Raw genomic sequence first — 24282 nt, 5'->3', positions numbered from 1 at the left:
GATGAAGTGGAGCAGTCATGGGCCTGGGCGTGGGCTGGACCCTGCACGGCGATGGGCGCACCCCCGCCCCCGGTGCCGTCGTCAAGCCGGATGAGCGGCTGTCGTGGCCGAGGACGGTGGGGCTCGGCGCACAGCACGTCGTGGCCATGTTCGGGGCCAGCTTCGTCGCCCCGGTGCTGATGGGGCTCGACCCCAACCTCGCGATCATGATGTCCGGGGTCGCGACCGTGCTCTTCCTGCTCGCGACCCGCGGCCGGATCCCCAGCTATCTGGGGTGCAGCCTGTCCTTCGTCGGCGTGGCCGCCGCGATCAGGGCGCAGGGCGGCGGCAGCGCCGCCGTCACCGGGGCGATCCTGGTGGTCGGCGGTGTGCTGCTGCTGAGCGGTCTGGCGGTACGGACGTTCGGCGCCCGGATCATCCACGCGGCGATGCCGCCGGTGGTGACCGGCGCGGTGGTCATGCTGATCGGGTTCAATCTGGCACCGGTGACCGCTGGCACGTACTGGCCCGCCGACCAGTGGACCGCGCTGCTGACGATGCTGCTCACCGGGGCGGCGGTGGTCTGTCTGCGGGGGTTCTGGTCGCGTATCGCGATCTTCCTGGGGCTGGTCTTCGGCTATGCGGTCTCCTGGGTCTTCGACCGCGTCTTCGGCAAGATCCACTCCATCGACGGCAGCGGACGGGTCACCGACCACTGGCGGCTGGATCTCTCCGGCGTGGCCAAGGCGGACTGGATCGGTCTGCCGTCCCTGCACGGGCCCACCTTCCACTGGTCGGCGGTGCTGGTGGCGCTGCCGGTGGTGATCGCGCTGATCGCCGAGAATGCCGGGCATGTGAAGGCGGTCGGCGAGATGATCGGCGATCCGCTCGACGACCAGCTGGGCACGGCGATCGCCGCGGACGGCGCGGCGACCATGATCTCCACCTCGGTCGGCGGCCCGGCCAATACGACGTACTCCGAGAACATCGGGGTCATGGCCGCCACCCGGGTGTACTCCACCGCCGCGTACTGGGCCGCCGCGGGCTTCGCGCTGCTCTTCGGGCTGTGCCCGAAGTTCGGCGCGGTGGTGGCGGCGGTGCCGGGCGGGGTGCTGGGCGGGATCACCGTCATCCTCTACGGCATGATCGGGCTGCTCGGTGCGCAGATCTGGGTGCACAACAAGGTGGACCTGCGCAATCCGCTCAATCTGGTGCCGGTGGCGGCGGGCGTCATCATCGGCGTCGGGGGCGTCAGCCTGAAGATCGGCCACAACTTCGAGCTGGGCGGGATCGCGCTCGGCACGATCGTGGTGCTGCTCGGCTACCACGTGCTGCGTGCCCTGGCCCCGGCGCATCTGAAGCAGCAGGAGCCGCTGCTGGACGCAGGCACCAGCGGATACGACAACGAGCGGCCGGCGTAGGGGGTGTCCGGCGGATCGTGACGCCTGCGGCGGGCTGCTCCCCTCCCCGCCCCTCTCCACAACTGGGGCTCCGCCCCAGACCCCGCTCCTCAAACTCCCCCAGCTACCGCTGGGAGGTGCCCCCTGGAGGGGCTGGAAGGCAGGGGCGAAGCCCCTGAAGCGCCCGGCGAAAACCTCCCGGGGCCTCAGCCTCGCGGGGCGAGGTCCTGGAGGCCCACCACCCGCAGCAGCTCCAGCCGCTCGGCGGACTCGCTGCCGGGGCGGGCGGTGTGGACGATCAGCCGCTGGGCGTGTTCCGAGCTCAGCAGGACCTCGCAGTCCAGCTCCATCGTGCCCACCACCGGGTGGGTGAACCGCTTGACCGTGGAGTGCCGTACGGCCACCTCATGGGCCTCCCACAGCGCCGCGAACTCCGCGCTCACCGAGAGCAGTTCGGCCACGAGCCCCGCCGGGCCGGGGTCGTCGGGGCGGGCGGCGAGCACGGCCCGGAGGGTGGCCACATGCAGCCGGGCGTGCTCCTCGATCTCCTCGCTCGGGAAGATCCCGGGGGTGCCGGAGGCATCGTCGCGCCGCCGGGTGAAGAAGCTCCGGACGATATTGCGGTCGCCGGGGGGCCGCCCCATGATGTCGCCGACCAGCGCCGCCGCCATCGCGTTCTGCGCCAGCACCTCGCCCCAGTCGGTGATCACCTGGGCCGGGGTGTCGTACAGCCGGTCCAGCACCCTGAGCAGACCGGGCCGCACATGCTCGGAGGTGCTGCGGTCGCGCGGCGGCTCCTCCCCCACCAGGTGGAAGAGGTAGTCGCGCTCGTCGTCGGTGAGCCGCAGCGCCCGAGCCAGCGCGGTCAGCATCTGGCGGGACGGGCGCGGGCCGCGGGCCTGCTCCAGCCGGGTGTAGTAGTCCGGGGACATGCCCGCGAGCTGGGCCACCTCCTCCCGGCGCAGCCCTGGCGTACGGCGTCGGGGGCCGGGCGTCAGCCCCACCTCGGCGGGGCCGAGGCGGGCGCGGCAGCGGCGCAGGAAATCGGCGAGTTCCGTTCGATGCACGCTCCCATCGTCGCCGTGCCCGCGTCCCGTATCCAGGGTCTGCGGATCCCTGGATGAGGAGGTCTCTCCCGGCCCCGCCCCGCCCGCCGCAGGCTGAGGCCGAGCGACGAGACGAAAGGCGGATGCTCATGCCCTTGATTCTGGTGACGGGTGCGACCGGTCAGGTGGGACGGCGGTTCACCAAGCGGCTGCTGGAGCGGCCCGCGGCCGGCACCGAGGTACGGGTGCTGGTGCGCGACGAGGAGCGCGGCGCCCCCTTCGCGGCCCAGGGCGCGCGGCTCATGGTCGGCGATCTGCGCGAGGAGAAGGATCTGCGGAGGGCCATGGAGGGGGTGCACGCGGTGGTCAACATCGCGGCGGCCTTCCGCGGGGTGCCGGACGAGGAGGCGTGGGCGGTCAACCGGGACGCGGCGGTCGCGCTCGGACGGGCCGCGGTCGAGGCCGGGACGAGCCGGTTCCTCCAGGTCAGCACCAATCTGGTGTACGGCGCATCGCGCGGGCGGCCGTTCACGGAGGACGACGAGAGCAGGCCCGGCGGTCTGCTGTGGGGCGCCTACCCCGCCTCGAAGGCGGAGGCGGAGCGGGAGCTGCTGGCGCTGCACCGCGAGCACGGCCTCGATCTGCGGATCGGCAGCCTGGCCTTTGTGTACGGGGACGGCGATCCGCATGTGGCGAACTTTCTGCCGTACTCACGGGACTGGGCCGGGGACCAGCGGCTCGCCATGGTCCACCACGCGGACGCGACGCAGGCACTGCTGCGGCTGCTGCGCGCACCGGGCGGCACGGCCGGCGGTTCGGTGTCGGGGCGCAAGTACAACATCGTCGATGACGCCCCTGCGACCGTCGTCGAAATCCACCAGCTCATGGGCGCGCCACTGCCCGAGGGCATGACCGAGCGGACGGCCGACGACCCCTGGTTCGGGATCACCTCCAACCTCCGGCTGCGCGACGAGCTGGGCTGGCGGCCGCTGTATCCGTCGACGTGGACGGCGCGCGACGCGGGTGTGCTGTGATACGGCGGTTGACGGGACGTTAGGCCGTCCAGGGGAAGCGGCGGCGTACGGCGGGACCGCGCCCGTCCGGCCTGCCACCCTGGCGTCCATGACGATGCCCATGCCCACGCCCACGCCCGCGCGGCTCGCACCGCGCACCGTGAGAAGCGTCGTGGCGCGCATGAGCGCGCTCGGCGCGGCGCTGCCGCCCGGGGACGGAGTGGCGGTCTTCAACGAGGTGTATCTGTCGGTCACCGAGGAGGTCGGCCGGCGGCTCGCGGACGGGTACTTCCTCGACCCGTCCGCCACCGAGGAGCTGGACGTGTGGTTCGCCGAGCGCTATCTGGCGGCGGTCGACGCGGTGACCACCGGCGGGCGGCCGCCCGCCTGCTGGCGGCCGCTGTTCCAGCTGCGGTGCCATCCGGGGATCCGCCCGGTGCAGTTCGCGCTCGCCGGGATCAACGCCCATATCGGCCATGACCTGGCGCTCGCGCTGCTGGACACCTGCCGGGCCCGGAACCTCGAACCGGACGCCCTGGAGGGCGACTTCGACCGGATCGGCGCCCTGCTCACGGGGATGGAGGAGCGGATCCGGGAGGAGCTGATGCCCGGCCCCGACCTGTTGGACGTGGCCGATCCGCTCACCCATCTCGTGGGCTCCTGGAGCCTGGAGAAGGCGCGGGACGCCGCATGGGCGGCGTTCCGCGCGCTGTGGGGGCTGCGCGCGGTGCCGGAGCTGGCGGAGGAGTTCGCGGAGCGCGTCGACGCCACCGTGGGTCTGGTCGGGCGCTTTCTGCTCACCCCTCTGCCGTCCGCGTCCTGAAGCGGCCCCCGGACCGGGTGCTGAACGGCCCCGGACCGGCTCAGTCCTCGGGGAGCTCGACGGGCGCGATCTCGTCGTACAGATCGCCCGGCCCGGGGTTCTTCGGATCGGTGGAGCCGCCGAACTGGTGCATGACACCCCACACGGCGTTGAGCGCGGTCTGGATGGCGCCCTCGGCCCAGCCCGCCGTCCAGGAGATGTCGTCGCCCGCGAGGAAGACGCCGCGCTTGTCGGCGGGCAGCCGGTCCTGCATGAAGTGGGTGAACAGCCGTCGCTGGTAGCGGTAGTGGCCGGGCAGATTGGCCTTGAACGCGCCCATGAAGTACGGCTCGTTCTCCCAGGACACGGTGACCGGGCTGCCGATGATGTGCTTGCGGATGTCGACGTGTCGATAGATCTCCGAGAGCGACTTGAGCATGACCTCCATCCGCTCGTTCGCGGACAGCGGCAGCCACTTGAGGCTGTCGTCGCACCAGGTGTAGGAGAGGCAGATGACGGCGGGCCGGTCCGGGCCGTTGTCCAGCAGATACGTGCCGCGGGTCATCCGGTCGGTGAGCGTCATGCTCATCGTGTCCCGCCCGGTGACCTCGTCCTTGTCCAGCCAGAACGGCCGGTCCACCGGCACGAAGAGCTTGCTGGACTCCATGTAGTGGGTGCGCTCGATCGCCGTCCAGTGGTCGATCGGGAAGAGCGAGTCATCGCAGTCGATCTGGGAGAGCAGCATCCAGGACTGTGCGGTGAAGACCACCGCGCCGTACGAGCGGATGTCACCGCTCGCGTCCGTCACCACGACGCGGTCGCCCGCGGCCCGGTGCAGCCGGGTCACGGCCGGGCGCGGCGCACCCTCGTGCAGCGAGGCCAGCGAGGTGCCCTGGGACCAGTGGACGATCTTCTCGGGCTCGCGCTCCCACAGCCGCAGCGGAAGCTGCTGGCTGCCGCCGACGATGCCGCGGTGGTGGTCGTCGGCCTCGGTGTAGACGACGCGCAGGATCTCCAGGATGGAGTTGGGGAAGTCGGTGTCCCAGCCGCCGGTGCCGAAGCCGACCTGGCCGAAGATCTCGCGGTGGCGGAAGGAGGTGAAGGCCGAGGAGTCGCAGAGGAAGCCGTAGAAGGTCTGGTTGTCCAGCTTCTCGACCAGCCGTGCCCAGATCTCCCGGATCCGGGGCACGTCCCGCTCGCGGATGGCGCGGTTCATGTCGGAGAAGTCCGCGCCCTCCTCCAGGCAGGCGTTCCAGGCGTCCGCCACCTCGCGGTAGACCGCCGGCAGGTCGTCGATGGAGCGGGCGTAGTGGGACTCGCCCTTGAGGTCGACGACGGTCGAGGGGGTCTCGGGGGCCAGCGGGTTGGGGAACGGCTCGGTCTTCAGCCCCACCAGGTCGATGTAGTGCTGGAGGGCGGTGGAGGACGGCGGGAAGCGCATCGCGCCCAGCTCGGCGGTCAGCGCGTCGTCACAGCCGTCGAAGCCGACGGTGCGCAGCCGTCCGCCGATCCGGTCGGCCTCGTAGACCACGGGCCGCAGTCCCATCTTCATCAGCTCGTACGCGGCGACGACACCGGAGAGACCGCCGCCGACGACCGCGACCTCGGCGCCGTGCTCGGTCGCCGGTATCTGGCCCAGGCCCGCGGGGTGGGCGAGGTAGTCGTCGTAGGCGTAGGGGAAGTCCGGGCCGAACATGGTGATGGGCGGAAGGGCCCCGAGGGCCTGCGTCTCCTGCTCGTCATGGACGGCGGTGGGCACCGTGGACGTCATGGGGTACGGACTCCTTGCTGCTTGGTGCTCAAAAGGGTGGTTCGGGTGCGGCAGGGGCCGGACGGATCAGCTGAGGGAGGTGTAGAGACCGGGGCGGCGGTCGCGCAGATACGGGTTGATCCGGCGCGAGGTCGTCAGCAGTTTGGGGTCGACGTCGCCGAGGAGGAGCTCCTCACCGCGGCCGGCGCGCAGACAGGTGGCGCCGTCGGGCCCGGCCAGACAGCTCAGCCCGACGAAGTCGAACTCGCCCTCGGGGCCGCTGCGGTTGACGTACGCGATGTACATCTGGCTCTCGAAGGCCCGCACCGGAATCAGGGATTCGGCGACGAACTCGAAGGGGTGCATCTGCGCGGTGGGCACCACCAGCAGATCGGTCCCGGCCAGGGCGTGGGCCCGTACGTTCTCGGGGAACTCCACGTCGTAGCAGACCAGGATGCCGACGGTCAGCTCGCCGATGGTGGCCTGGACGACGGGGGCCTCCCCCGGAGTGAACGACTCCCGCTCGAAGCAGCCGTAGAGATGGGTCTTGCGGTAGTTGGCCAGCTCGCTGCCGTCCGCGCCCACCAGCCGCGCGGAGTTGTGGACCGCGCCCGCGTGGCTCTCGGGGTAGCCGTAGAGGATCGCCAACCCGTGCGCCGCGGCGATCTCGGCCACGGCCCGGCCGCTCGGCCCGTCGGCCGGCTCGGCCAGCTCCCGCACACCGCCGCCGATGGCGTAGCCCGTGAGGAACATCTCCGCGGTGACCAGCAGCCCGGCGCCGTCGGCGGCCGCGCGGGCGGCGGCCTCGTCGAGGACCTTGAGGTTACCGGCGGGGTCGCCGGGGTGACCGGAGTTCTGGAGCAGAGCGGTGCGCAGCGGCGGCATGGGCAGACCTTGAGGGGAGGAGTGCGGGCGTAAAAACAGTACGTTGACTCCGGATCGCCCAACAAGACGACTTCATTGCGTCCGGCGTCGATTCATGACGTATGGGGATCCGTACCCGGCGATTCATTGCAAGCACCAACTGATCGTTTCAGTCTCGGGGGATGTGCTGTCGTCCGCTGCCAGCCCGATCAGGAGGAGTTCGACGAGTCGCTGAAGGTCTGTGGCGGAGTGCGCCAGACGGAACGAGGCAATGGCGCCGAGGCATACGCGTACGTCCTCCACTGTGACGTCCGGACGCACTGCACCGGCCTCGCGGGCGCGGTCTACGAGCCGCTCCATTGCCCGTGCCTGTTCGCGGCGGTCGACAGCGAAGGCTGCCGCCGCCGGGTGGGAACCGAACAGAGCCTCATTCAGCCCGCGGTCCTGCAACCGGTGCTCCGCGAATTTATGCACGGCGCCGCTGAGCGCGCGCCAGGGATCGGGCTCGTCCAGAGATGCCTGCATGTCCCCACGGCATTCCGCGACCAGCTCAGCGAGCGCGGCCGTGACGAGGTCGGTGCGTGCCGGGAAGTGCCGATGGACGGTGGCGATGCCCAGACCGGCGCGGCGGGCGATCTCCCGCATCGGCAGGTCGAGCCCTTCGTCGGCGAAGGCGGCGCGGGCGATGGCGATGATACGGCGACGGTTGAGCTCAGCGTCCATGCGTGGTTTCCGAGTCACTTCGATCTCCGCGATTCTCACTTCAGCCTGATACGGAACACCTGCTCCACATCCATGTCTACCGTGTGGCGGCGCCCGGAAATTCCGGGCCGGAGAGGTGATCATGCAAGCAGTACAGTTCGACCGTTTCGGTTCTCCCGACGTACTCGGCGTCCGCTCCGCGCCCGAGCCGCACGCAGGACCGGGCGAGGTGCGCATCGCGGTCCGCACCAGCGCGGTTTCGCCGGTCGACCTCGCGCTGCGGGCCGGTGAATCACCCTCACGCGACAGCCTTGCCCTGCCCCACATCCCTGGCGTGGACGCGGCCGGCGTGATCGACGAGGTCGGCGAGGGCGTCGAAGGCTTTGCCGTCGGGGACGAAGTGTTCGGCGCCGTCGATGTCGCCCGACTGGGCGGGGCGAGCGCGCAGTTCGCCGTCCTGGCGTTCTGGGCGGTGAAGCCGGCCGCTTTGTCCTGGGAGGAGGCAGGTGCCGCCGGGACGGGCGCGGAGACGGCGACCCGTGCTCTGGACCTGCTCGGCGTGCGCGAGGAGATGGACACGACATTGCTGATCGACGGCGCGACGGGTGGTGTCGGGAGCATCGCCCTGCAGCTGGCCGTGGCTCGCGGAGCCCGTGTCGTCGGGACCGGCCGCCCCGGCAGCGAAGAATTCCTCTCCGGTCTCGGCGCGACCCCCCTGCCCTACGGGCCTGGCCTGCCCGAGCGGGTTCGCGCGCTGGGCATCTCACGCGTCGACCGCGCGCTCGACGTGGCCGGAGCCGGCTCGCTCGATGAACTCATCCGTCTCACCAACGGACCTCAGTCGGTGGTCACCCTGGCGGATTTCACCGGCCCCAGCCGTGAGGTGCGCCTCTCCCTCGGCCAGTTCGGCGGCCAGCCCGACGGGCGCCACGGACTCGCCGTCGCTGCGGATCTCGCCGAAAAGGGACTGTTCCACGTACCGGTCCAGGCGGTCTTCCCGGCCGGCCAGGCGGCCGAAGCACACGCGGCGGCGGGGACGGGCCCGCGCCGCGGGAAGACCGTCATCGATCTCACGGCACTCACGCCTGGCCTCTGACGCTGGTCAGGTGAGACCAACACCCCTGATTCCCGCTAGCTACGGAATCTCTGGTGCGCGGGTGCGTGCTGATCTTGTTCCTGACGACCTGTGGGAGTGGGTAGCTCCGCTGGACCGAAGCCGGTGTATGGCCTCGCCTGCACGCCGCCCTGCTCAGCGAGTCGCGCCGCAACGACCTCCTGGACCTGGACGACTGCGCCGTGGACGGCTCGCACGTCCGGGCCCTCAAAGGGGGATCACGTCGGCCCCTCGCCTGTCGACCGGGCCCGCCCCGGCTCGAAACACCATGTGATCGTCGACCGTCGCGGGACCCCGCTCGCCGTCACGCTCACCGGCGGCAACCGGCATGACGGCACCCAGCTTCTGCCGCTGCTGGACGCAGTCCCACCGATCCGGGGCCCGCGGGCACGCCCCGGCCGCGGCGGCGCGGGGCTGTCTCGATGTGCGGCTCCGCCGCGTGGGCGCGCCCGGCCACAACGACGCCGCGGACGCTCACCGGCAGGTCGGGGCACCCCCGTCGATCAGCGCACCCAGCGGAGCGCCTACGTAGGGGCGCCCGAGCTGAATCTCCGCAGCAAGGGCGACAGCACCAGCACAGACTTCGTGCGCTCCACGAACGGCTCCCCCGCAATCCGCTCCAGCACCCGCTCGAAGTGGCGCATATCCGCGGCGAAGACCTGGACGACGGCGTCCGCGTCACCGGTGACGGTGGACGCGGACACCACCTCGGGGTAGCGCGACAGGCCCCGGCGGATGTCGTTCGGCGAGGTGTTGTGGCGGCAGAAGAGCTCGATGAAGCCCTCGGTCTCCCAGCCCAGCGCCACCGGGTCGACCCGCACCGTGAAGCCGGTGATGGCTCCCTCCGCGCGCAGCCGGTCCACCCGCCGTTTGACCGCGGGCGCGGACAGCCCGACGATTTCGCCGATGTCGGCGTAGGAGCGGCGGGCGTCCTCGGCGAGGGCGTGGACGATGCGTTCATCGAGATCGTTCAGTCGCACTGTGGGGCAATCACTTCTCTGCTGTGGCCAGTCGGGATCGGCGCATGCCGTATCCGAAGTACAGCACAAGGCCGACGGCCATCCACACGCCGAAGACCACCCAGGTCACGAACTGCAGGCTGCCCATCATCCACAGGCACAGCGCGAAGCCGATCAGCGGGAAGAGCGGGGACAGCGGCACCCGGAAGGTCCGGGGCATGTCGGGCCGGTTCCGGCGCAGCAGGATCACGGCGATGTTGACCAGGGCGAAGGCGAAGAGCGTGCCGATGCTGGTGGCGTCGGCGAGCTGGCCGAGCGGGATCGCGGCGGCGAGGACACCGCAGAAGAGCGAGACGATGACGGTGTTGGCGCGGGGTACCCCGGTCCGGGCGTGGACCGTGGAGAAGACCTTGGGCACCAGCCCGTCCCGGGACATCGCGAAGAGGATGCGGGTCTGCCCGTAGAGCACGGTCAGCACCACGGAGGCGATCGCGATCACCGCGCCGGCCGCCAGCAGCACGGCCCAGAAGTTCTGTCCGGTGACATCCTTCATGATCGAGGCGAGCGCGGCCTCGGAGCCGGAGAACTTCTTCCACGGCAGGGCGCCCACCGCCACGGCGGCCACCAGGCAGTACAGCGCGGTGACGATGATCAGCGAGAGCATGATCGCGCGGGGCAGGTCGCGCTGGGGGTTCTTGGCCTCCTCACCGGCCGTGGAGGCGGCGTCGAAGCCGATGTAGGAGAAGAAGAGGGTGGCGCCGGCGGCGCTGACGCCCGCCATGCCCAGCGGCATGAACGGGGTGTAGTTACCGGCCCGGATGCCGGTGAAGGCGACGGCGCAGAAGAGGATCAGCGCCGCGATCTTCACTCCCACCATGATCGCGTTGGCACGGGCGCTCTCCTTGGCGCCGCCCAGCAGGAACGCCATGGCCAGCAGCACCACGAGCAGCGCGGGCAGATTGAAGATCCCGCCGTCCCCGGGCGGGGCGGCCAGCGCGTCGGGGATGGTGATCCCGAGGGTGCCGTCGAGCAGTTCGTTGAGGTACTCGCCCCAGCCGACGGCCACGGCCGCCACCGAGACGCCGTACTCCAGGATCAGACACCAGCCGCAGACCCAGGCGATCAGCTCGCCCATGGTGGCGTAGGCGTACGAGTAGGAGGAGCCGGAGACCGGGATGGTGCCCGCCAGCTCGGCGTACGACAGCGCGGAGAACAGCGCGGTAAGCCCGGCTATGACGAACGACACGATGACCGCGGGGCCCGCATCCGGCACCGCCTCGCCGAGCACCACGAAGATGCCGGTGCCCAGGGTGGCGCCGATGCTGATCATGGTGAGCTGCCATACGCCCATCGAGCGCCGGAGGCTTCCGCCCTCGCCCTGGCCGCCCTCGGCGACCAGCCGCTCCACCGGCTTGCGCCGCATCAGCCGGGCGCCCAGCCCGCCGACCGGAGGGTCTGGTTCCGGTTGCGGGGTGGCGGGCGGTGCTGCGCCGTGCTCCAACACTTGGGTGGCTCCTTAATCGCTGCCATCAGGTGGTGGCGACCGGCTGCGGACATACGGGTACCCGGGAAGGAAACCCGCAGGTGGGAATCGCCGAGCAGCCGGTCTCCGCCACTCCACGTCAGCGCAAGACCCTATGAGCCGTCCGCCGACGGCCGTAATGGACCATGGTTGCGCATACGTGTCGCAACGTTGCGCACGGGGGCGCCCGACGGTGAATCGTTGCGAAACACTGAGCTTGTCAGCGCGCGTTTCACCCGAATGCCGCGATACTGCACCATTTTAGCGGTCGTTGGTGGGGACGTGACCACTGACAGTCTGCAACCACCCGATCACTCCCCCCTCGGTGCCGAACCGGTGTTCCGGCCTCGTGACCAGGGGGGTGACAGCGAGCGCTACCCGCTCGAATACTGCGCGAGAGTGTGGGAGGACTTCATCCGGACGCTGGGCCGGATCGAGGCGGACTTCCTCCAGCGCTCCAATACCACAGAACCGGGCGTCAAGGCATGACGTACACCGAGCCGAGGCCGGGCGGCTACGGGCCCCCTCCCACCGGCCACCGGACCGCCCCCGCGCCCCCTCCCGGGGACCGGTTCGAGGTGGCAGCCGATTATGAGATGAATCCTTTCCCCCTGCCCGACCCGGAGACCATCGAGGGTCGCTGGGATCTGGAGGGGGACCTGGCCCGGCTGCTCCAGACGTCCTCCGCCGAGGAGGCGGTGCACACCACCGGCCCCATCGGACCGCCGGTCGCCCCGCTGCGAGCCCCCGCCCCCGCCCCCGCGCATGTGCGGGGGCGCGGCAAGCGCCGCCGGGTCCGCTTCCGGCTGCCGACGATGCCGTGGCTGAATGTGATCAGCCTGATCTTCGCGGCGGTCACCACGATCATCGTCGCCATGCTGAGCGTGCTCGGCGGAATGATCTCCTATCGCCCGCTGCGCTATCTGGCCTCCCCGAGCACCTCGGAGTCCATGGCGGCGTGGTGGCCCCTGCTGGTCTACGGACCCTGGCTGGTCGCCTCGCTGTCGGTGCTGCGGGCCGCCCTGCACCGGCGGGGCGCGGCGCACTCATGGGCCGTGGTGGTGCTCTTCTCCACCATCGCGGTGTTCCTGTGCGTGGCCCACGCCCCGAGGAACGCGCCCAGCATGGCCGTGGCCGGCCTTCCCCCGGTCGCCGCGCTGGTCTCGTTCCACCAGCTGGTGCGGCAGATCACCCTCACCAGCCCGCCACGCCACGCACTGCCCCGCACCCGGGGTGAGCAGCGTGGAATGGCGAGATGAGGCACCGTCGCACCACAACCACCACAGCCCCACTCACCCGAGCCGAGTGGGGCTGTGGCGCCCCTTTTTTGAGGGCTCGGTTCTCCCCCAGCTACCGCTGGGAGGTGCCCCCTCCGGGGCGCATAAGTCTCCCCCAGCTACCGCTGGGAGGTGCCCCCTGCCGGAAGACCCAAGCCCCCGGATCGAACCGCTGAGGGTTAGTCCCAGGAGGCGTGGAGGGGCTTGCCCTCGGCGTACCCCGCGGCGCTCTGGACGCCGACAACGGCCCGCTCGTGGAACTCCTCCAGCGACCCCGCGCCCGCGTAGGTGCAGGAGCTGCGCACGCCCGCGACGATCGAGTCGATCAGGTCCTCGACGCCCGGCCGGGCCGGGTCCAGGAACATCCGCGAGGTGGAGATGCCCTCCTCGAAGAGCCCCTTGCGGGCCCGCTCGTACGCCGACTCCTCGCTGGTGCGATTGCGCACCGCGCGCGCCGAGGCCATGCCGAAGCTCTCCTTGTACGGACGGCCGTCGGCGGTGTGCTGGAGGTCGCCGGGCGACTCGTACGTGCCCGCGAACCAGGAGCCGACCATGACGTTGGACGCCCCGGCGGCCAGCGCCATGGCGACGTCGCGGGGGTGCCGGATACCGCCGTCCGCCCAGATGTGCTTGCCGAACTTCCGCGCCTCGGCGGCGCATTCCATCACCGCGGAGAACTGCGGCCGGCCCACGCCGGTCATCATGCGGGTGGTGCACATGGCGCCCGGCCCGACGCCGACCTTGACGATGTCGGCACCGGCCCCGATGAGATCACGCACCCCCTCTGCGGCGACCACGTTGCCCGCCACCACCGGCACCCGCGGGCCCAGGCCTCGGACCGCCTTGAGCGCGCTGATCATCGACTCCTGGTGGCCGTGGGCGGTGTCCACGACGAGGGTGTCCACCCCGGCGTCGAGGAGCGCCTTCGTACGGCCCTCCACATCGCCGTTGACCCCGACGGCGGCCGCGATCCGCAGCCGGCCCGCCGCGTCCACCGCGGGCGTGTAGAGCGTCGCGCGCAGCGCTCCCTTGCGGCTCAGGATGCCGACCAGCTTTCCGTCCGCGTCCACGGCGGGGGCCAGCTTGCGGTGGGCGGCGTCGAGGCGGCTGAACGCCTCCTGGGGGTCGATGTCGGCGTCGAGCACCATCAGCTCCCGCGACATCACCTCGGACAGCTGGGTGAAGCGGTCCACCCCGGTCAGGTCGGACTCGGTCACCACGCCCACCGGACGCCCGTCCTCGACCACCACGCCCGCGCCGTGTGCCCGCTTGGGCAGCAGCGACAGCGCGTCGGCGACGGTGCCGGTCGGGGCGAGGACGATCGGGGTGTCCAGCACCAGATGGCGGCTCTTGACCCAGCGGACCACGTCGGTGACGACGTCGATCGGGATGTCCTGCGGGATGACGACGAGGCCACCGCGCCGGGCGACCGTCTCGGCCATGCGGCGGCCGGCGATCGCGGTCATGTTGGCGACGACGAGCGGGATGGTGGTGCCGGTGCCGTCGGGGGCCGACAGGTCCACTCCCTGGCGGGAGCCGACCGCGGAACGGCTCGGCACCATGAACACATCGTCGTACGTCAGGTCGTAGGGAGCCGGAGATGACTTTACGTAGCGTCCGGTACCGGGCTCAAGGAATTGCATACTTCCACATTTTCACACGAAGGGAGGCAGGTCACCCCCATGAAGACACAGCGAACGAGCCTCGTGATCATGTAATCCTACAAGGAGCGTGACGCTGCCGCAGCGCCTCGTCCACGGCAGCGGTCGGCTCAGGAAAACGCGAAGAGTTCCTTGTCCGCCTCCACTCGATCTTCGTCGATTTCGATTCCGAATCCCGGGCGGGTGGGCAGCGGGATCGCTCCGCCCTTCGGAACGGGAGCTTCGACCTCGAAATAGTGCTTCTCGGGAGTGAAGCGGTAGAGGTACTCGACAGACGGACAGAGCTGCGGCGATTGGCTTGCCACGATATGCAGCGCGGCGTGGATACCGTGCCCGTGCGGGAAGACCTGAACGCCGAACGGCTCGGCCATGGCACACATGCGCATTACTTCGGTAACCCCACCGCACCATTCCGGATCGACTTGCACCACGCTCAGCAGCCCCTTCTGCAGGAAGGGCAGGAGATCGTACCGGTCGTACAGGTGCTCACCGGCCGCCAGCGGAATGGTGGTCGAGGAACGGAGCTGCGCGAACGACGGGACCGCCGCCGCCGGGAATGGCTCCTCCAGCCAATCCGGCCGGAGGTGCTCCACCCGGGAGCACCAGGACCGGGCATAGGGAAGGTCCCAGCTCATAAACGCATCGAACATCAGGGCGGATCGAAAACCGACGGCCGCTCGGGTACGTTCGACCAGCGCGATATTGCGTTCCATTCCTTCGGGGCCTTGCGCGGGCCCGTCGCCGAAGAACCACTTCTGGGCGGTGTAGCCCTCGTCCAGCAGTTCCTCCGCCGTGCGCTCGACTTCGCCCTCGGAATGAAACGTGCCGTGTGTGCTGGCATAGGCCGGGATCTGCGTGCGACCGGCCCCTCCGAGCAGCTGCCAGACGGGAACGCCCGTCAAGCGGCCGCGCAGATCCCACAGCGCGTTGTCCACGGCGCTCATTGCGATCTTGCGGGTTCCGTGACGTGAGTGCCGGTCGGTGCGTTGCAGCACATCCCAGATGTAGCCGTTCGCCATCGGGTTCAGCCCGAGCAATCCACTCGCCATGCCCTCTGCCAATGGGGCGACCACATCCTGGTCGAGCGGCCCGTACCTGCCGGTCACACCGGCCGTGGTCGCGATCTCGAGGTACCTGGCAGTTCTGTGATGAGGATCGGACAGCAGCACCTGGCCTGCGGATCCGGTGTGGAACGACGGGTAGATGCTGAGCGGGCGGGACTGGGGCGGGGCCGCACGGTGCGGTGAACCGGCGGCGAGCACGGCGCTGACTTCCCGCATCCGTACCGATGAGATCCGCGCGTCGATCATGGGATTGCCTCCAATGCTGGTGTCCATACGGATGGGTGGGTGTATCGGGTCCCGGTCAAGGCACGAGCCACCCGAGGACCGGGGTCGACTGCAGATAGACGAGCAGACAGAGAGCGGGCACGAGCACCGCGGACGCGAGGAGGACCCGCCGGAGGATTTCGCCCTCGCGCCCTGCCAGGCCGACGGCCGCCGCTCCGATGGCCAGGTTCTGCGGGCTCATCATCTTCCCCAGGACCCCGCCGGCGGTGTTGGCGGCCGCGGCGAGGGTGGGCGACATCCCCGTCCCCTGGGCGGCGCTGACCTGCAGCGCGCCGAACAGCGAGTTCGACGACGTATCCGAGCCGGTGACGGCGGTACCGAACCAGCCGAGCAACGGTGACAGGACGACGAAGAAGCTTCCGGCAGTGGCCAGGAACAGGCCGAGTGTCGTGGTCTGCCCGGACAGGTTCATCACGTAGGCGAGCGCCAGCACCGCCATGACGGTGCCCGCGGCCTCGCGCAGCTGCGACAGCGTTTGGCCGTAGGCCCGCAGCGCCGAGCGGGCGCTGATCCGCAGCATCATCGCGATGACGACGCCCGCGATGAGCAGCACCGTCCCGGGGGTGGCGAGCCAGTCGAACTTGTAGGTCGCGAGCGCCACCGGCTCGCCCTCTGGTGTCCGTACCTCGAGTCCGGGCCATTCGAAGGTCAGCGTCGAAGCCTTCAGCGCGCCCTTGACACTCGGGATCACGGACAGGGTGAACAACACGATGATCACCAGGTAGGGCGCGAAGGCGCGGAAGACGTCGACGCGGGACGGAGCGGTGAGAACGCCGGTCGCGCCGGTGCCAGTTGGCGTCAGGGCTCCACCACCGGGCGCCTCGACGTCGGCTCGCACCGAGTCTTCCGAGCGGCGCGGTTGCCAGAACCGCGTCAACAGCAGCACGGATCCGGCCGAGGCCAGTGCGGCGACTATGTCCACGAGTTGGATCGGGCCGAAGGTCGCGACCGCGTACTGCGGGACGGCGAACGCCACCCCGGCCACCGCCGCCGCGGGCCACACCTCGCGCACACCCCGGGCGCCGTCGAGCACCACGAGCAGCAACATCGGGACGAAGAGCGCGAGCACCGGAACGAGGTGGGCGGTGGCCTCGCTCAGCGTGTCCACCGGAATCCCGGTGACCTGACCGAGCGTAATGATCGGCAGCCCGACACCGCCCCACGCCACCGGCACGGTGTTCGCGATCATCGACACCGTCACCGCCCGCATGGCCGACAACCCGAGCGCCACCAACATCACCGAACAGATCGCCACCGGCGCCCCGAAGCCGGCCAGCGCCTCCAGCAGCGCGCCGAAGGAGAACGCGATGATCAGACCCTGGATCCGGCGGTCGTCGCTGACCCGTGAGAACGCCTCGCGCAACCGGTCGAAATCCCCGCTGTCGCGGGTCATCCGGTAGACCCAGATCGCGTTGGCCACGATCCACATGACCGGGAACAGCCCGAAGACGGCCCCCTCCGCCACGCCGGACACCGCGGTCGCGAACGGCATCCCGTACACACCGATCGCCACGGCGGTCGCGACGAGCAACCCGATGACGGACGCGATCCACGCCCGGACCCGGAACACGCCCAGGAGCAGGAACAGCAGCAGCAGAGGGATGGCGGCGGTCAGGGCCGACCACCCTAGGGATCCGCCCAGAGGGGCAGTGGGCTGGTGATACATGACGGGCCTCCGGCGGCGTTGGTGGAGGAGGAAATGGAGTAATCGGTAAGGGCGTTCGGGGCCCGCGTCAGAAGGCGGACCTCTCGGTGCATGGGCCGACGACCTCGCCCGGCGAGCCGTTCGGCGCAACAAATTCCGCTTGCGACGTCTTATATTTAAGACGTTGTCTGTTATGTAAGTCGGATTGTGTACGCGGAGGCGAATCACGTCAAGGCAGTTGACGTTGTTCTTGAGAGCGCCGACGACTGCCACCTGGTGGTCCGGCCGTGGGCGTCCTCGGCGCTGCCGCGCCCAGGAGGCACCGGGTCAGTAGGTTCCGTGCACCACGTTCGGCGGTTCCTCGCCCCGTACGAAGTGGCGCAGCTGCTCCGCCACGACGTCGTAGGCCCGGGGCATCGTCAGCGGCACGCTGGCGGCCACATGCGGGGTGAGCAGCAGACCGGGCACCTTCCACAAGGGGTGTCCCTCGGGCAGCGGCTCCGGGTCGGTGACGTCGACCGCGGCCCGCAGCCGCTCGGAGTCCAGCTCGGCGACGAGCGCGTCGGTGTCACAGACCGGGCCACGCGCCCCGTTGACCAGCACCGCGCCGTCCGGCATCGCGGCCAGGAACTCCGCGTCGGCCATGCCGCGGGTCTCCTCGGTGAGCGGGACGACCAGCACCGTGGCGTCGTGCTCGGGCAGCAGGCCCGGCAGCTCGTCCATTCCGTGCACGCCGTCCCGGGCGTGCCGGCCGACCAGCGTGGTGCTCACCTCGAACCCCGCCAGCCGGCGGACCGTGTTCTCCGCCACGTCACCGGCCCCCACGATGAGGATCTTCTTGCCGGCCAGCTCTTCGGTCCGGTGGTAGTCCCAGCGCCCCTCGTCCTGGGCCCGGCCGAACCGCGGCAGATGCCGGTACACCGCGAGCAGCGCCGACACCACCCACTCCGCGGTGGCGCCGCCGTGAGCGCCCCGGCAGTCCGAGAGCGCGACCCCCTCGGGCAGCCGGCCGATCCACGCCTCGGCCCCGGCGGTGAGGAGCTGCACCAGCTCCAGGTCCGGCATTCCGTCGGTGAGCGCGGTCATTCCCGGGGCCATCTGAAACGGGGCCACCAGCACCCGCGCCGTGCGCGCCTCGGCGGGCAGCGCGGACCGCGGATCGTAGACGACCGGGCGCAGACCGGGCACTTCGGCGAGGACCGAGGCACAGTCGGCGTCGGGGACGAGGACCACGGCAGGGTCACTGATAGTCGGCACCATATGCGGGCTCTCCTGTCTCGGAAGGAAGTCAGTGTCGGAAAAGTCAGGGGTGGAGAGTCCGCGCAGGTCCGAGCCCCGCCAGATACTTGGACATGGCGAGGAGGCCGAGTTCCCAGGGCGGCAGCTCCTCCGTGGGCGCGGTCGTGTTCATGAGCGTGCCGAGGTGCGGGCTGCTGATGGTGACCCGGTCGCCGGGTCGGTGGGTGAACCCCATGCCCGCCTTCCCCCGGTCCTGGGTGGGAGCGAAGAGCGTTCCGGTGAAGAGGGCGAAACCGTCCGGATACTGGTGGTGGACGCCGTACGTCGCGCCGACGAGCTCCTCGAATGTCCGGCTGATGCGGGAGAGACTGTTGTGGCCCTCCAAGTGGAAGCCGTCCCGTCCGTCTATCTGGAGGGTGATCTCCTCGTCGCGGAGGACATCGAGGGTGAAATCGCCGTCGAGAAGACGGATGAACGGGCCGACGGCGCAAGAGGCGTTGTTGTCCTTGGCCATGCCCAGCAGGAGTGCGCTGCGGCCTTCGACATCGCGCAGGTTCACGTCATTGCCGAGCGTCGCTCCCTTGACGCGCCCGCCGGAGTCGACGACGAGTACCAACTCCGGCTCCGGGTTGTTCCATTCGGAGAAGGACGGGATGCCGATGGCGCTGCCGTGGCCAACGGACGACAGGACGGGGGCCTTGGTGAACACCTCCGGGTAGGGGCCCAGGCCTACCTCGAGATACTGGGACCACATGCCTTGTGCGGTCAGCACCTCGATCACCCTGAGCGCCTCCGGGGACCCCGGCGCCACTGCGATGCTTCCGCCGAGAGCGTCCATGACCAGGCCGCGGACGGCCGAGGCGCGGGTGAAGTCGCCGCGGCAGCGCTCCTCGATGACCCGCTCGATCAGGCTCTCGGTGAAGGTGATGCCGCATGCCTTGATCACCTGCAGATCGATGGGCGCGAGCAGCCGCGGGACGTCCGGGTCCGCACCCGCCGACGAGGCGACGACGTCCCTGAGGGACCAACGGACCGGTGCCGCGGCCCGCGCGACGGCAGGCCCGGGTGCGGCATGCTCGAGGAGCTCGGCGACGGTCGAGAACTCGTCGGTGAGGTCCAGGAGTTGGTCGTCGCGGACGGTCACGATCCGAGGGCCTCCGGTATCGGGGTCCCAGACCCGTCCGACAAGAACGGAACGCGCGGAGTCCGCGGGCAGCAACTGAGCCGTCGCGGCTTCCCCGTCGATCGCGTCGGAATTGGTGACGCTGGTGCGTATGACGTTCATTGCTGCTCCTTCGCGTGCCCGCTGCCTGCCGTCCACGGCGGTCCACTATGGAGCTGGCCAGGCACCCCGCCACGATGTGTTCCGTTCACCGGAACGGGAGGCTGGTGCGGCGTTTGCGGAGCAACGATTACGGCCCGGCCACCCCACCAGAGCGGGGTCGGCCGGGCCGTATGGAGGTTCCGGACTGTCTCAGTCCGTGGGGTGCGGGTTTCGTCGTGAGGTGCCGCCGCGCTTCACCAGCCGGGCCCGCGCCTGTCCACGTTGCGCGACAGGCCCAGCGCCGTGGCCCGCAGCGTCGGCCAGACCCGCCCTGCGTCGATCTTCGCCGGATCCCCGGCGACCGAGATCGCTCCGACCACCACGCCGCTCGAGTTCCGGACCGGGGCGGCTACGCACGCGACCCCGACAACAGCTTCCTCCCGCTCCTCCGCGAAGCCGCACGCCCGCACCCGCTCGATTTCGGCGCGGAGGGCGACCAGGTCGCGCACGGTGTGTGAGGTCTGCCCGACCAGGCCGCCCGATACCAGGGCATCGAGCCGGCCAGGGAGGCCATGGGCGAGGATGGCCTTGCCGAGCGCCGTGCAGTGCATCGGCAGCCGGCCACCCACGCGTGGGGGCTTCCGAGGCCCGTCGAGGGCATTGATCTTCTGGATGTACACCACGTCGGGCCCCTCCGGCACCGCGAGGTTCACCGTGGCACGCGTCGCCTCGGAGAGGCAGGCGAGGAACGGCGCCGCGGCATCGCAGAGCGAACGCTGGACGGAGACGAGCTGGCCCCACTCGAACATCCGCATCCCAAGGCGGTACCCCCGGCGGGTCCGCTCGAGCACCTTCCACTCGCCCAGCTCGCCGAGCAGCCGGTGCAAGGTGGTCTTGGGGATACCGGTCCTTCGGTGCAGTTCGGCGAGGCTCAGCGAATCATCACCGGGCTCGTAGGCGTTCAGGAGCGCCACGGCCTTCCCGAGGACCGAGTTCGGCACGGCTGTCATGGTCGGGTCCCCTCTCACCCAGCAGGTGGGCAGGGTGCTGACATTTCACCCAGCAGGTGGGCAGGGTGCTGACATTAACCCTGCTCACAGGCCCGCTCAAGCCCTCGGCACTACGGGGTGTCCGGCGGACCACGCGGCGGAGCCGCATATCGACGCTTCCCCCTCCCCGCCCCTTCCCGCACCCTTTCGATATGCCGCTCCGCCGCGTGGCAGGGGCTTCGCCCCTGGACCCCGGGGTCCGGGGCGAGCCCCACACGCGGCGGAGCCGCATATCGTCAGGTGCCGGGAAGGGGCGGGGAGGGGAGCAGCCCGCCGCAGGCGCGAAGATCCGCCGGACACCCCCTAGGCGGCGAAGCCGCCGTCCACCAGGATCGAGTTGCCGGTGACATGGCGGCCGCCGGGACCGGCCAGGTAGGCCACCATGCCGGCGACGTCCCGTGCGTGCCCGTAATGGCCGACGGCGATGAATCCGCGGAGGAAGTCGGCGGCGGGTCCCTCAGCCGGGTTCATATCGGTGTCCGTCGGGCCGGGATCCACCACGACCGCGGTGATTCCGCGCGGGCCCAGGTCCCGGGCCAGCCCCTTGGTGAGGCCTTGCAACGCCGACTTGCTCATCGCGTACAGCGTCATTCCCGGGCCGGGCAGCCGCTCGGTCAGGCAGCTGCCGATGTTGATGATCCGGCCGCCGTCGGTCATGTGCCGGGACGCGGTCTGTGCGGCGGTGAACACCGTTCGGACGTGGGTCGCCAGGGTGTGGTCGAGCTCCTCCGACGTCACCTCTTCCAGGGGCCCGGACGGGAACACCCCAGCGTTGTTGACCAGGATGTCGAAGCCGCCGAACTCGGCGGCGGTCGTCTCGATCGCCGCCCGCACCGCCTCGGGGTCCGCGTTGTCCGCCTGGATGGCGAGGGCGCGTCCGCCGTTGGCCTGGATCTCCTTGACGAGACCGTGCGCTTGGTCCGCCGCGCTGCGATAGGTCAGGCCGACCGCCGCTCCCCCGGCGGCCAGCGTCCGGGCGATCTCCGCCCCGATGCCACGGCTGCCACCGGTCACCAGCGCCACCTTGCCAGACAGGTCACTCACTTGTGCTCCCTCATTTCTGTGTCGATCGACACAGAAATCTAGCAGCCCGCCAGGACCTGTCAATGGGGTTTGTTTTACAATCGACACAGAAATGAGGGGAGCGCTCATGGGGCAGCGGGGCAGACCGCGCGGCTTCGACCGGGACACCGCACTGCGCACGGCGATGGAAGTCTTCTGGAAGTACGGCTACGACGGCGCCTCGATGACTCGCCTCACCACCGAGATGGGCATCGCCTCACCCAGCCTGTACGCCTGCTTCGGCAGCAAGGAGGGGCTGTTCCGGGAGGCCGTCGAGCTGTACGGATCCACCGTCGGCGCCCCGGCGCAGCGTGCCCTGGAAGAGGCGCCGACAGCCTACGAGGGCATCCGCGCGCTGCTGCGGGCCAACATCGTCACCTTCGCCGACCCCGAGCGTCCGCCCGGATGCATGGTCGTCCTCGCGGCCGCGGCCGGCAGCGCACGGAACGAAGAGGTCAGCGCCTTCGTGACCGAGCGCCGACAGGCTGTGCGCGAGCTTTTCCGGCAACGGCTCGAGCGGGGCGTCGCGGCAGGCGACGTCCCCGCCACCGCGGACCTCGGGACCCTCGCGGCCCTGTACACCACGGTGCTGCACGGGCTGGCCGTCCAGGCCCGCGACGGCGCCACCACCGAGGAACTGCAGGCGATCATCGAATCGGCGATGCTCAGCGCCCCGAGAGCCGACCGGTGACCCCCGGGGGCCTTACGGCCCGTCCGGGTCGGCGCGGTCGAGGGCGGGGTGGGCGGCGGGGGTGGTCCCGGCGAGCAGGTAGTCCGCGGCGGCGGTGTCCGTCACCAGGCTGGTGACCAGGCCGGACCTCAGCACCGCCCCGATCGCCTCGGCCTTACGGCGGCCACCGGCGATGGCCACCACCTCGGGGATCCGGCGCAGCCGGTCGGCCTCCACGGTGATGCAGCGCTCGCCCAGGTCACGGCCGATGCGGCGGCCCTCGGCGTCGAAGAGGTGGGCCGACATCTCGGCGGCGGCGCCCAGGCTCTCGTAGTGGGCCCGCTCCTCCTCCGTCAGCATGTCGTAGACCGTGGAGATCCCGGCCTCCCAGGAGCCGATGGAGACGCAGGCCACGGTGACCTTGTCGAAGTACTCGAAGGCGCGGGCGATACCGGTCTGGCCGCGCAGGGCGTCCGCGGTGGCCGTGTCCGGCAGCAGCATCGGGGCGTAGATGGGATGCGCCTCACCGCCGGAGACGGCGGCGGCGCGGCGCACCGCCTCGACCGAGCCGCGCTCGGCCGTGCCCGCGTCGTACACGCCCGTGAGCTGGACGACCGTGCACGGCGGCAGCCGGTGCAGCGCGGCCGCCATGTGGATCGTGGACCGTCCCCAGGCCAGCCCCAGCACATCCCCCTCGGTCACCAGCTCGCCCAGCAGGTCCGCGGCGACCTCGCCGAGGTTCTCCGGGTCCGGGGTGTCCGCCTCGGCGTCGGCCGGGGACTCCACGACGACCGCGTGGCGCAGCCCGTAGCGGGCGCGCAGCGCGTCGGAGCGTTCCGCGTCGAGCTCGGCGGGAACCCGGATTTCGATGCGCACCAGATCGCGCTCGAGCGCCGTCTCCAGCACCCGCGCGACCTTGAAGCGGCTGACGCCGAACTCCTCGGCGATCTGGATCTTGGACTTGCCCTCGAGGTAGAAGCGACGCGCCATGGCGGCCGCCTGCACCAGTTCGGCGGGTCCCATCCGCGTGGCTGAACGGCCCGTCGACACCGCGGTCTCCTCACTATTCACTGTCCGGACTCACCGTTCATCCTGTCAGAAACGGCGGAGTTGGTTTGGCCTTCACCCTTGAGTTCATCGACCGGTGGCTACCTCGCCTCATGAACCGGGGGTGCCGGTCGCCTTTTCGGCGAGGTGGCGCAGCTCCCGTACGGCCTTGGCCGGGTCGTCGGCGCCGTAGACGGCCGAGCCCGCGACGAACACGTCGGCGCCCGCCTCGGCGCACCGCTCGATGGTCTCGGCCGAGACCCCGCCGTCCACCTGCAACCACATCTGAAGGCCGTACTTGGCGATGAGCTGCCGGGTGCGGCGGATCTTCGGCAGCATGATGTCGAGGAACGCCTGGCCGCCGAAACCGGGCTCCACGGTCATCACCAGCAGCATGTCCAGCTCGGGCAGCAGGTCCTCGTACGGCTCGATGGGCGTGGCGGGCTTGAGCGCCATCGACGCCCGCGCGCCCTTGGCCCGGATCTCGCGCGCCAGCCGCACCGGCGCGGCCGCGGCCTCCACATGGAAGGTGACGGAGCCGGCGCCCGCCTCGATGTACTGCGGCGCCCAGCGGTCCGGGTCCTCGATCATGAGATGGCAGTCCAGCGGGGTCTGCGTGGCCCTGCTCAGCGATTCGACCACCGGCACGCCGAGGGTGAGGTTGGGGACGAAGTGGTTGTCCATGACGTCGACGTGGAGCCAGTCGGCGCCTTCGACCGCCTTCGCCTCATCCGCCAGGCGGGAGAAGTCGGCGGACAGGATGCTGGGATTGATCTGCAGGGCCATGGCTCCAAGCCTCCCACGATCGGCGCCGGTCCATGGAGCCGGGATCTGATCATCGGTCCGGCTCGGATCGACGGACGCCGAT

At 70.3% G+C, this 24282-nt stretch carries 22 protein-coding genes and 1 pseudogene; 8 read left to right on the top strand and 15 right to left on the bottom strand.

Annotated features, from left to right (window positions below; genetic code table 11):
• Positions 1-17: 17 nt before the first annotated feature.
• Entirely contained in the window at positions 18-1400 is a 1383-nt protein-coding gene (locus J2Z30_RS37775) for a uracil-xanthine permease family protein (protein WP_020867022.1), read from the top strand.
• Between the two features lie 185 nt (positions 1401-1585).
• On the opposite strand, the gene J2Z30_RS37770 is transcribed toward J2Z30_RS37775, so the two are convergent.
• Positions 1586-2446: a helix-turn-helix transcriptional regulator gene (locus J2Z30_RS37770; RefSeq protein WP_044568489.1), complete on the bottom strand. Its 861-nt coding sequence runs from the start codon at positions 2444-2446 to the stop codon at positions 1586-1588.
• 128 nt (positions 2447-2574) lie between these two features.
• Between J2Z30_RS37770 and J2Z30_RS37765 the strand changes: the two genes are divergently transcribed.
• Positions 2575-3459 carry an NAD-dependent epimerase/dehydratase family protein gene (locus tag J2Z30_RS37765; RefSeq protein WP_044581112.1) on the top strand — a complete coding sequence of 295 codons (885 nt, stop codon included), beginning with the start codon at positions 2575-2577 and terminating at the stop codon, positions 3457-3459.
• An 88-nt stretch (positions 3460-3547) separates the two neighbouring features.
• Positions 3548-4261, top strand: coding sequence for a DUF5995 family protein (locus J2Z30_RS37760; protein ID WP_245388880.1), 714 nt, complete (start codon positions 3548-3550; stop codon positions 4259-4261).
• A 40-nt stretch (positions 4262-4301) separates the two neighbouring features.
• Here the strand turns inward: J2Z30_RS37760 and J2Z30_RS37755 are convergent, their stop codons facing one another.
• From J2Z30_RS37755 to J2Z30_RS37745, 3 genes are all read right to left on the bottom strand, one after another.
• Entirely contained in the window at positions 4302-6011 is a 1710-nt protein-coding gene (locus J2Z30_RS37755) for a flavin monoamine oxidase family protein (RefSeq protein ID WP_044568491.1), read from the bottom strand.
• Positions 6012-6077: 66 nt separating this feature from the next.
• Positions 6078-6875, bottom strand: a complete 798-nt coding sequence (locus tag J2Z30_RS37750; protein WP_044568492.1) for a carbon-nitrogen hydrolase family protein — start codon at positions 6873-6875, stop codon at positions 6078-6080.
• Between the two features lie 123 nt (positions 6876-6998).
• A complete protein-coding gene (locus J2Z30_RS37745; RefSeq protein ID WP_044568493.1) occupies positions 6999-7577 on the bottom strand; it encodes a TetR/AcrR family transcriptional regulator in 579 nt (192 codons plus the stop codon).
• 121 nt (positions 7578-7698) lie between these two features.
• Here J2Z30_RS37745 and J2Z30_RS37740 point away from each other — a divergent pair, with 121 nt between their 5' ends.
• Both J2Z30_RS37740 and J2Z30_RS37735 read left to right on the top strand, forming a co-directional pair.
• Entirely contained in the window at positions 7699-8652 is a 954-nt protein-coding gene (locus J2Z30_RS37740) for an alcohol dehydrogenase catalytic domain-containing protein (protein WP_044581114.1), read from the top strand.
• Positions 8653-8762: 110 nt separating this feature from the next.
• Positions 8763-9072, top strand: a pseudogene (locus tag J2Z30_RS37735) (transposase); the annotation flags it as partial.
• Positions 9073-9194: 122 nt separating this feature from the next.
• Here J2Z30_RS37735 and J2Z30_RS37730 read toward each other — a convergent pair.
• Together J2Z30_RS37730 and J2Z30_RS37725 are read right to left on the bottom strand one after the other, a co-directional pair.
• Positions 9195-9650: an Lrp/AsnC family transcriptional regulator gene (locus J2Z30_RS37730; protein ID WP_044568494.1), complete on the bottom strand. Its 456-nt coding sequence runs from the start codon at positions 9648-9650 to the stop codon at positions 9195-9197.
• Between the two features lie 10 nt (positions 9651-9660).
• A complete protein-coding gene (locus J2Z30_RS37725; RefSeq protein ID WP_044568495.1) occupies positions 9661-11133 on the bottom strand; it encodes an amino acid permease in 1473 nt (490 codons plus the stop codon).
• A 300-nt stretch (positions 11134-11433) separates the two neighbouring features.
• Here J2Z30_RS37725 and J2Z30_RS37720 point away from each other — a divergent pair, with 300 nt between their 5' ends.
• The gene (locus tag J2Z30_RS37720) at positions 11434-11640 is read left to right on the top strand and encodes a hypothetical protein (protein ID WP_044568497.1); all 207 of its coding nucleotides are present in this window, start codon (positions 11434-11436) and stop codon (positions 11638-11640) included.
• Positions 11641-11747: 107 nt separating this feature from the next.
• Positions 11748-12410, top strand: a complete 663-nt coding sequence (locus J2Z30_RS37715; protein ID WP_372453372.1) for a DUF2637 domain-containing protein — start codon at positions 11748-11750, stop codon at positions 12408-12410.
• 197 nt (positions 12411-12607) lie between these two features.
• On the opposite strand, the gene J2Z30_RS37710 is transcribed toward J2Z30_RS37715, so the two are convergent.
• The 7 genes from J2Z30_RS37710 to J2Z30_RS37680 form a co-directional block, all read right to left on the bottom strand.
• Positions 12608-14071, bottom strand: coding sequence for a GuaB1 family IMP dehydrogenase-related protein (locus J2Z30_RS37710; RefSeq protein WP_044568500.1), 1464 nt, complete (start codon positions 14069-14071; stop codon positions 12608-12610).
• A 128-nt stretch (positions 14072-14199) separates the two neighbouring features.
• A complete protein-coding gene (locus J2Z30_RS37705) occupies positions 14200-15399 on the bottom strand; it encodes an enolase C-terminal domain-like protein (RefSeq protein ID WP_052701277.1) in 1200 nt (399 codons plus the stop codon).
• A 55-nt stretch (positions 15400-15454) separates the two neighbouring features.
• Entirely contained in the window at positions 15455-17104 is a 1650-nt protein-coding gene (locus tag J2Z30_RS37700) for an L-lactate permease (RefSeq protein ID WP_044568502.1), read from the bottom strand.
• 306 nt (positions 17105-17410) lie between these two features.
• On the bottom strand, positions 17411-18343 hold the full coding sequence (locus tag J2Z30_RS37695) for a 2-hydroxyacid dehydrogenase (RefSeq protein ID WP_044568504.1): 933 nt from the start codon (positions 18341-18343) through the stop codon (positions 17411-17413).
• Between the two features lie 43 nt (positions 18344-18386).
• The gene (locus tag J2Z30_RS37690; RefSeq protein WP_063790874.1) at positions 18387-19607 is read right to left on the bottom strand and encodes a fumarylacetoacetate hydrolase family protein; all 1221 of its coding nucleotides are present in this window, start codon (positions 19605-19607) and stop codon (positions 18387-18389) included.
• A gap of 233 nt (positions 19608-19840) precedes the next feature.
• Complete coding sequence (locus tag J2Z30_RS37685) at positions 19841-20596, bottom strand: IclR family transcriptional regulator (RefSeq protein WP_044568506.1); 756 nt, start codon at positions 20594-20596, stop codon at positions 19841-19843.
• A gap of 342 nt (positions 20597-20938) precedes the next feature.
• Complete coding sequence (locus tag J2Z30_RS37680) at positions 20939-21679, bottom strand: SDR family NAD(P)-dependent oxidoreductase (protein WP_044568507.1); 741 nt, start codon at positions 21677-21679, stop codon at positions 20939-20941.
• A 91-nt stretch (positions 21680-21770) separates the two neighbouring features.
• On the opposite strand from J2Z30_RS37680, the gene J2Z30_RS37675 reads away from it, so the two are divergent.
• Entirely contained in the window at positions 21771-22388 is a 618-nt protein-coding gene (locus J2Z30_RS37675; RefSeq protein WP_245388879.1) for a TetR/AcrR family transcriptional regulator, read from the top strand.
• A gap of 12 nt (positions 22389-22400) precedes the next feature.
• Here the strand turns inward: J2Z30_RS37675 and J2Z30_RS37670 are convergent, their stop codons facing one another.
• The gene (locus J2Z30_RS37670; protein WP_020867038.1) at positions 22401-23390 is read right to left on the bottom strand and encodes a sugar-binding transcriptional regulator; all 990 of its coding nucleotides are present in this window, start codon (positions 23388-23390) and stop codon (positions 22401-22403) included.
• Between the two features lie 135 nt (positions 23391-23525).
• Positions 23526-24200, bottom strand: a complete 675-nt coding sequence (rpe, locus tag J2Z30_RS37665; protein WP_044568512.1) for a ribulose-phosphate 3-epimerase — start codon at positions 24198-24200, stop codon at positions 23526-23528.
• Positions 24201-24282: the final 82 nt, after the last annotated feature.

The organism is Streptomyces iranensis (assembly GCF_017874715.1).
In the GTDB taxonomy this organism is placed as follows: domain Bacteria; phylum Actinomycetota; class Actinomycetes; order Streptomycetales; family Streptomycetaceae; genus Streptomyces; species Streptomyces iranensis.
This window is presented reverse-complemented; position numbering and strand designations above follow the sequence as displayed.

Coding starts and splice junctions, on each gene's coding strand:
- J2Z30_RS37695 (WP_044568504.1), bottom strand. CDS start 18,343: ATGGTGCCGACTATCAGTGACCCTGCCGTGGTCCTCGTCCCCGACGCC.
- J2Z30_RS37715 (WP_372453372.1), top strand. CDS start 11,748: ATGAATCCTTTCCCCCTGCCCGACCCGGAGACCATCGAGGGTCGCTGG.
- J2Z30_RS37750 (WP_044568492.1), bottom strand. CDS start 6,875: ATGCCGCCGCTGCGCACCGCTCTGCTCCAGAACTCCGGTCACCCCGGC.
- J2Z30_RS37760 (WP_245388880.1), top strand. CDS start 3,548: ATGACGATGCCCATGCCCACGCCCACGCCCGCGCGGCTCGCACCGCGC.
- J2Z30_RS37755 (WP_044568491.1), bottom strand. CDS start 6,011: ATGACGTCCACGGTGCCCACCGCCGTCCATGACGAGCAGGAGACGCAG.
- J2Z30_RS37670 (WP_020867038.1), bottom strand. CDS start 23,390: ATGGGACCCGCCGAACTGGTGCAGGCGGCCGCCATGGCGCGTCGCTTC.
- J2Z30_RS37740 (WP_044581114.1), top strand. CDS start 7,699: ATGCAAGCAGTACAGTTCGACCGTTTCGGTTCTCCCGACGTACTCGGC.
- J2Z30_RS37700 (WP_044568502.1), bottom strand. CDS start 17,104: ATGTATCACCAGCCCACTGCCCCTCTGGGCGGATCCCTAGGGTGGTCG.
- J2Z30_RS37745 (WP_044568493.1), bottom strand. CDS start 7,577: ATGGACGCTGAGCTCAACCGTCGCCGTATCATCGCCATCGCCCGCGCC.
- J2Z30_RS37675 (WP_245388879.1), top strand. CDS start 21,771: ATGAGGGGAGCGCTCATGGGGCAGCGGGGCAGACCGCGCGGCTTCGAC.
- J2Z30_RS37775 (WP_020867022.1), top strand. CDS start 18: ATGGGCCTGGGCGTGGGCTGGACCCTGCACGGCGATGGGCGCACCCCC.
- J2Z30_RS37685 (WP_044568506.1), bottom strand. CDS start 20,596: ATGACAGCCGTGCCGAACTCGGTCCTCGGGAAGGCCGTGGCGCTCCTG.
- J2Z30_RS37705 (WP_052701277.1), bottom strand. CDS start 15,399: ATGATCGACGCGCGGATCTCATCGGTACGGATGCGGGAAGTCAGCGCC.
- J2Z30_RS37690 (WP_063790874.1), bottom strand. CDS start 19,607: ATGAACGTCATACGCACCAGCGTCACCAATTCCGACGCGATCGACGGG.
- J2Z30_RS37765 (WP_044581112.1), top strand. CDS start 2,575: ATGCCCTTGATTCTGGTGACGGGTGCGACCGGTCAGGTGGGACGGCGG.
- rpe (WP_044568512.1), bottom strand. CDS start 24,200: ATGGCCCTGCAGATCAATCCCAGCATCCTGTCCGCCGACTTCTCCCGC.
- J2Z30_RS37710 (WP_044568500.1), bottom strand. CDS start 14,071: ATGCAATTCCTTGAGCCCGGTACCGGACGCTACGTAAAGTCATCTCCG.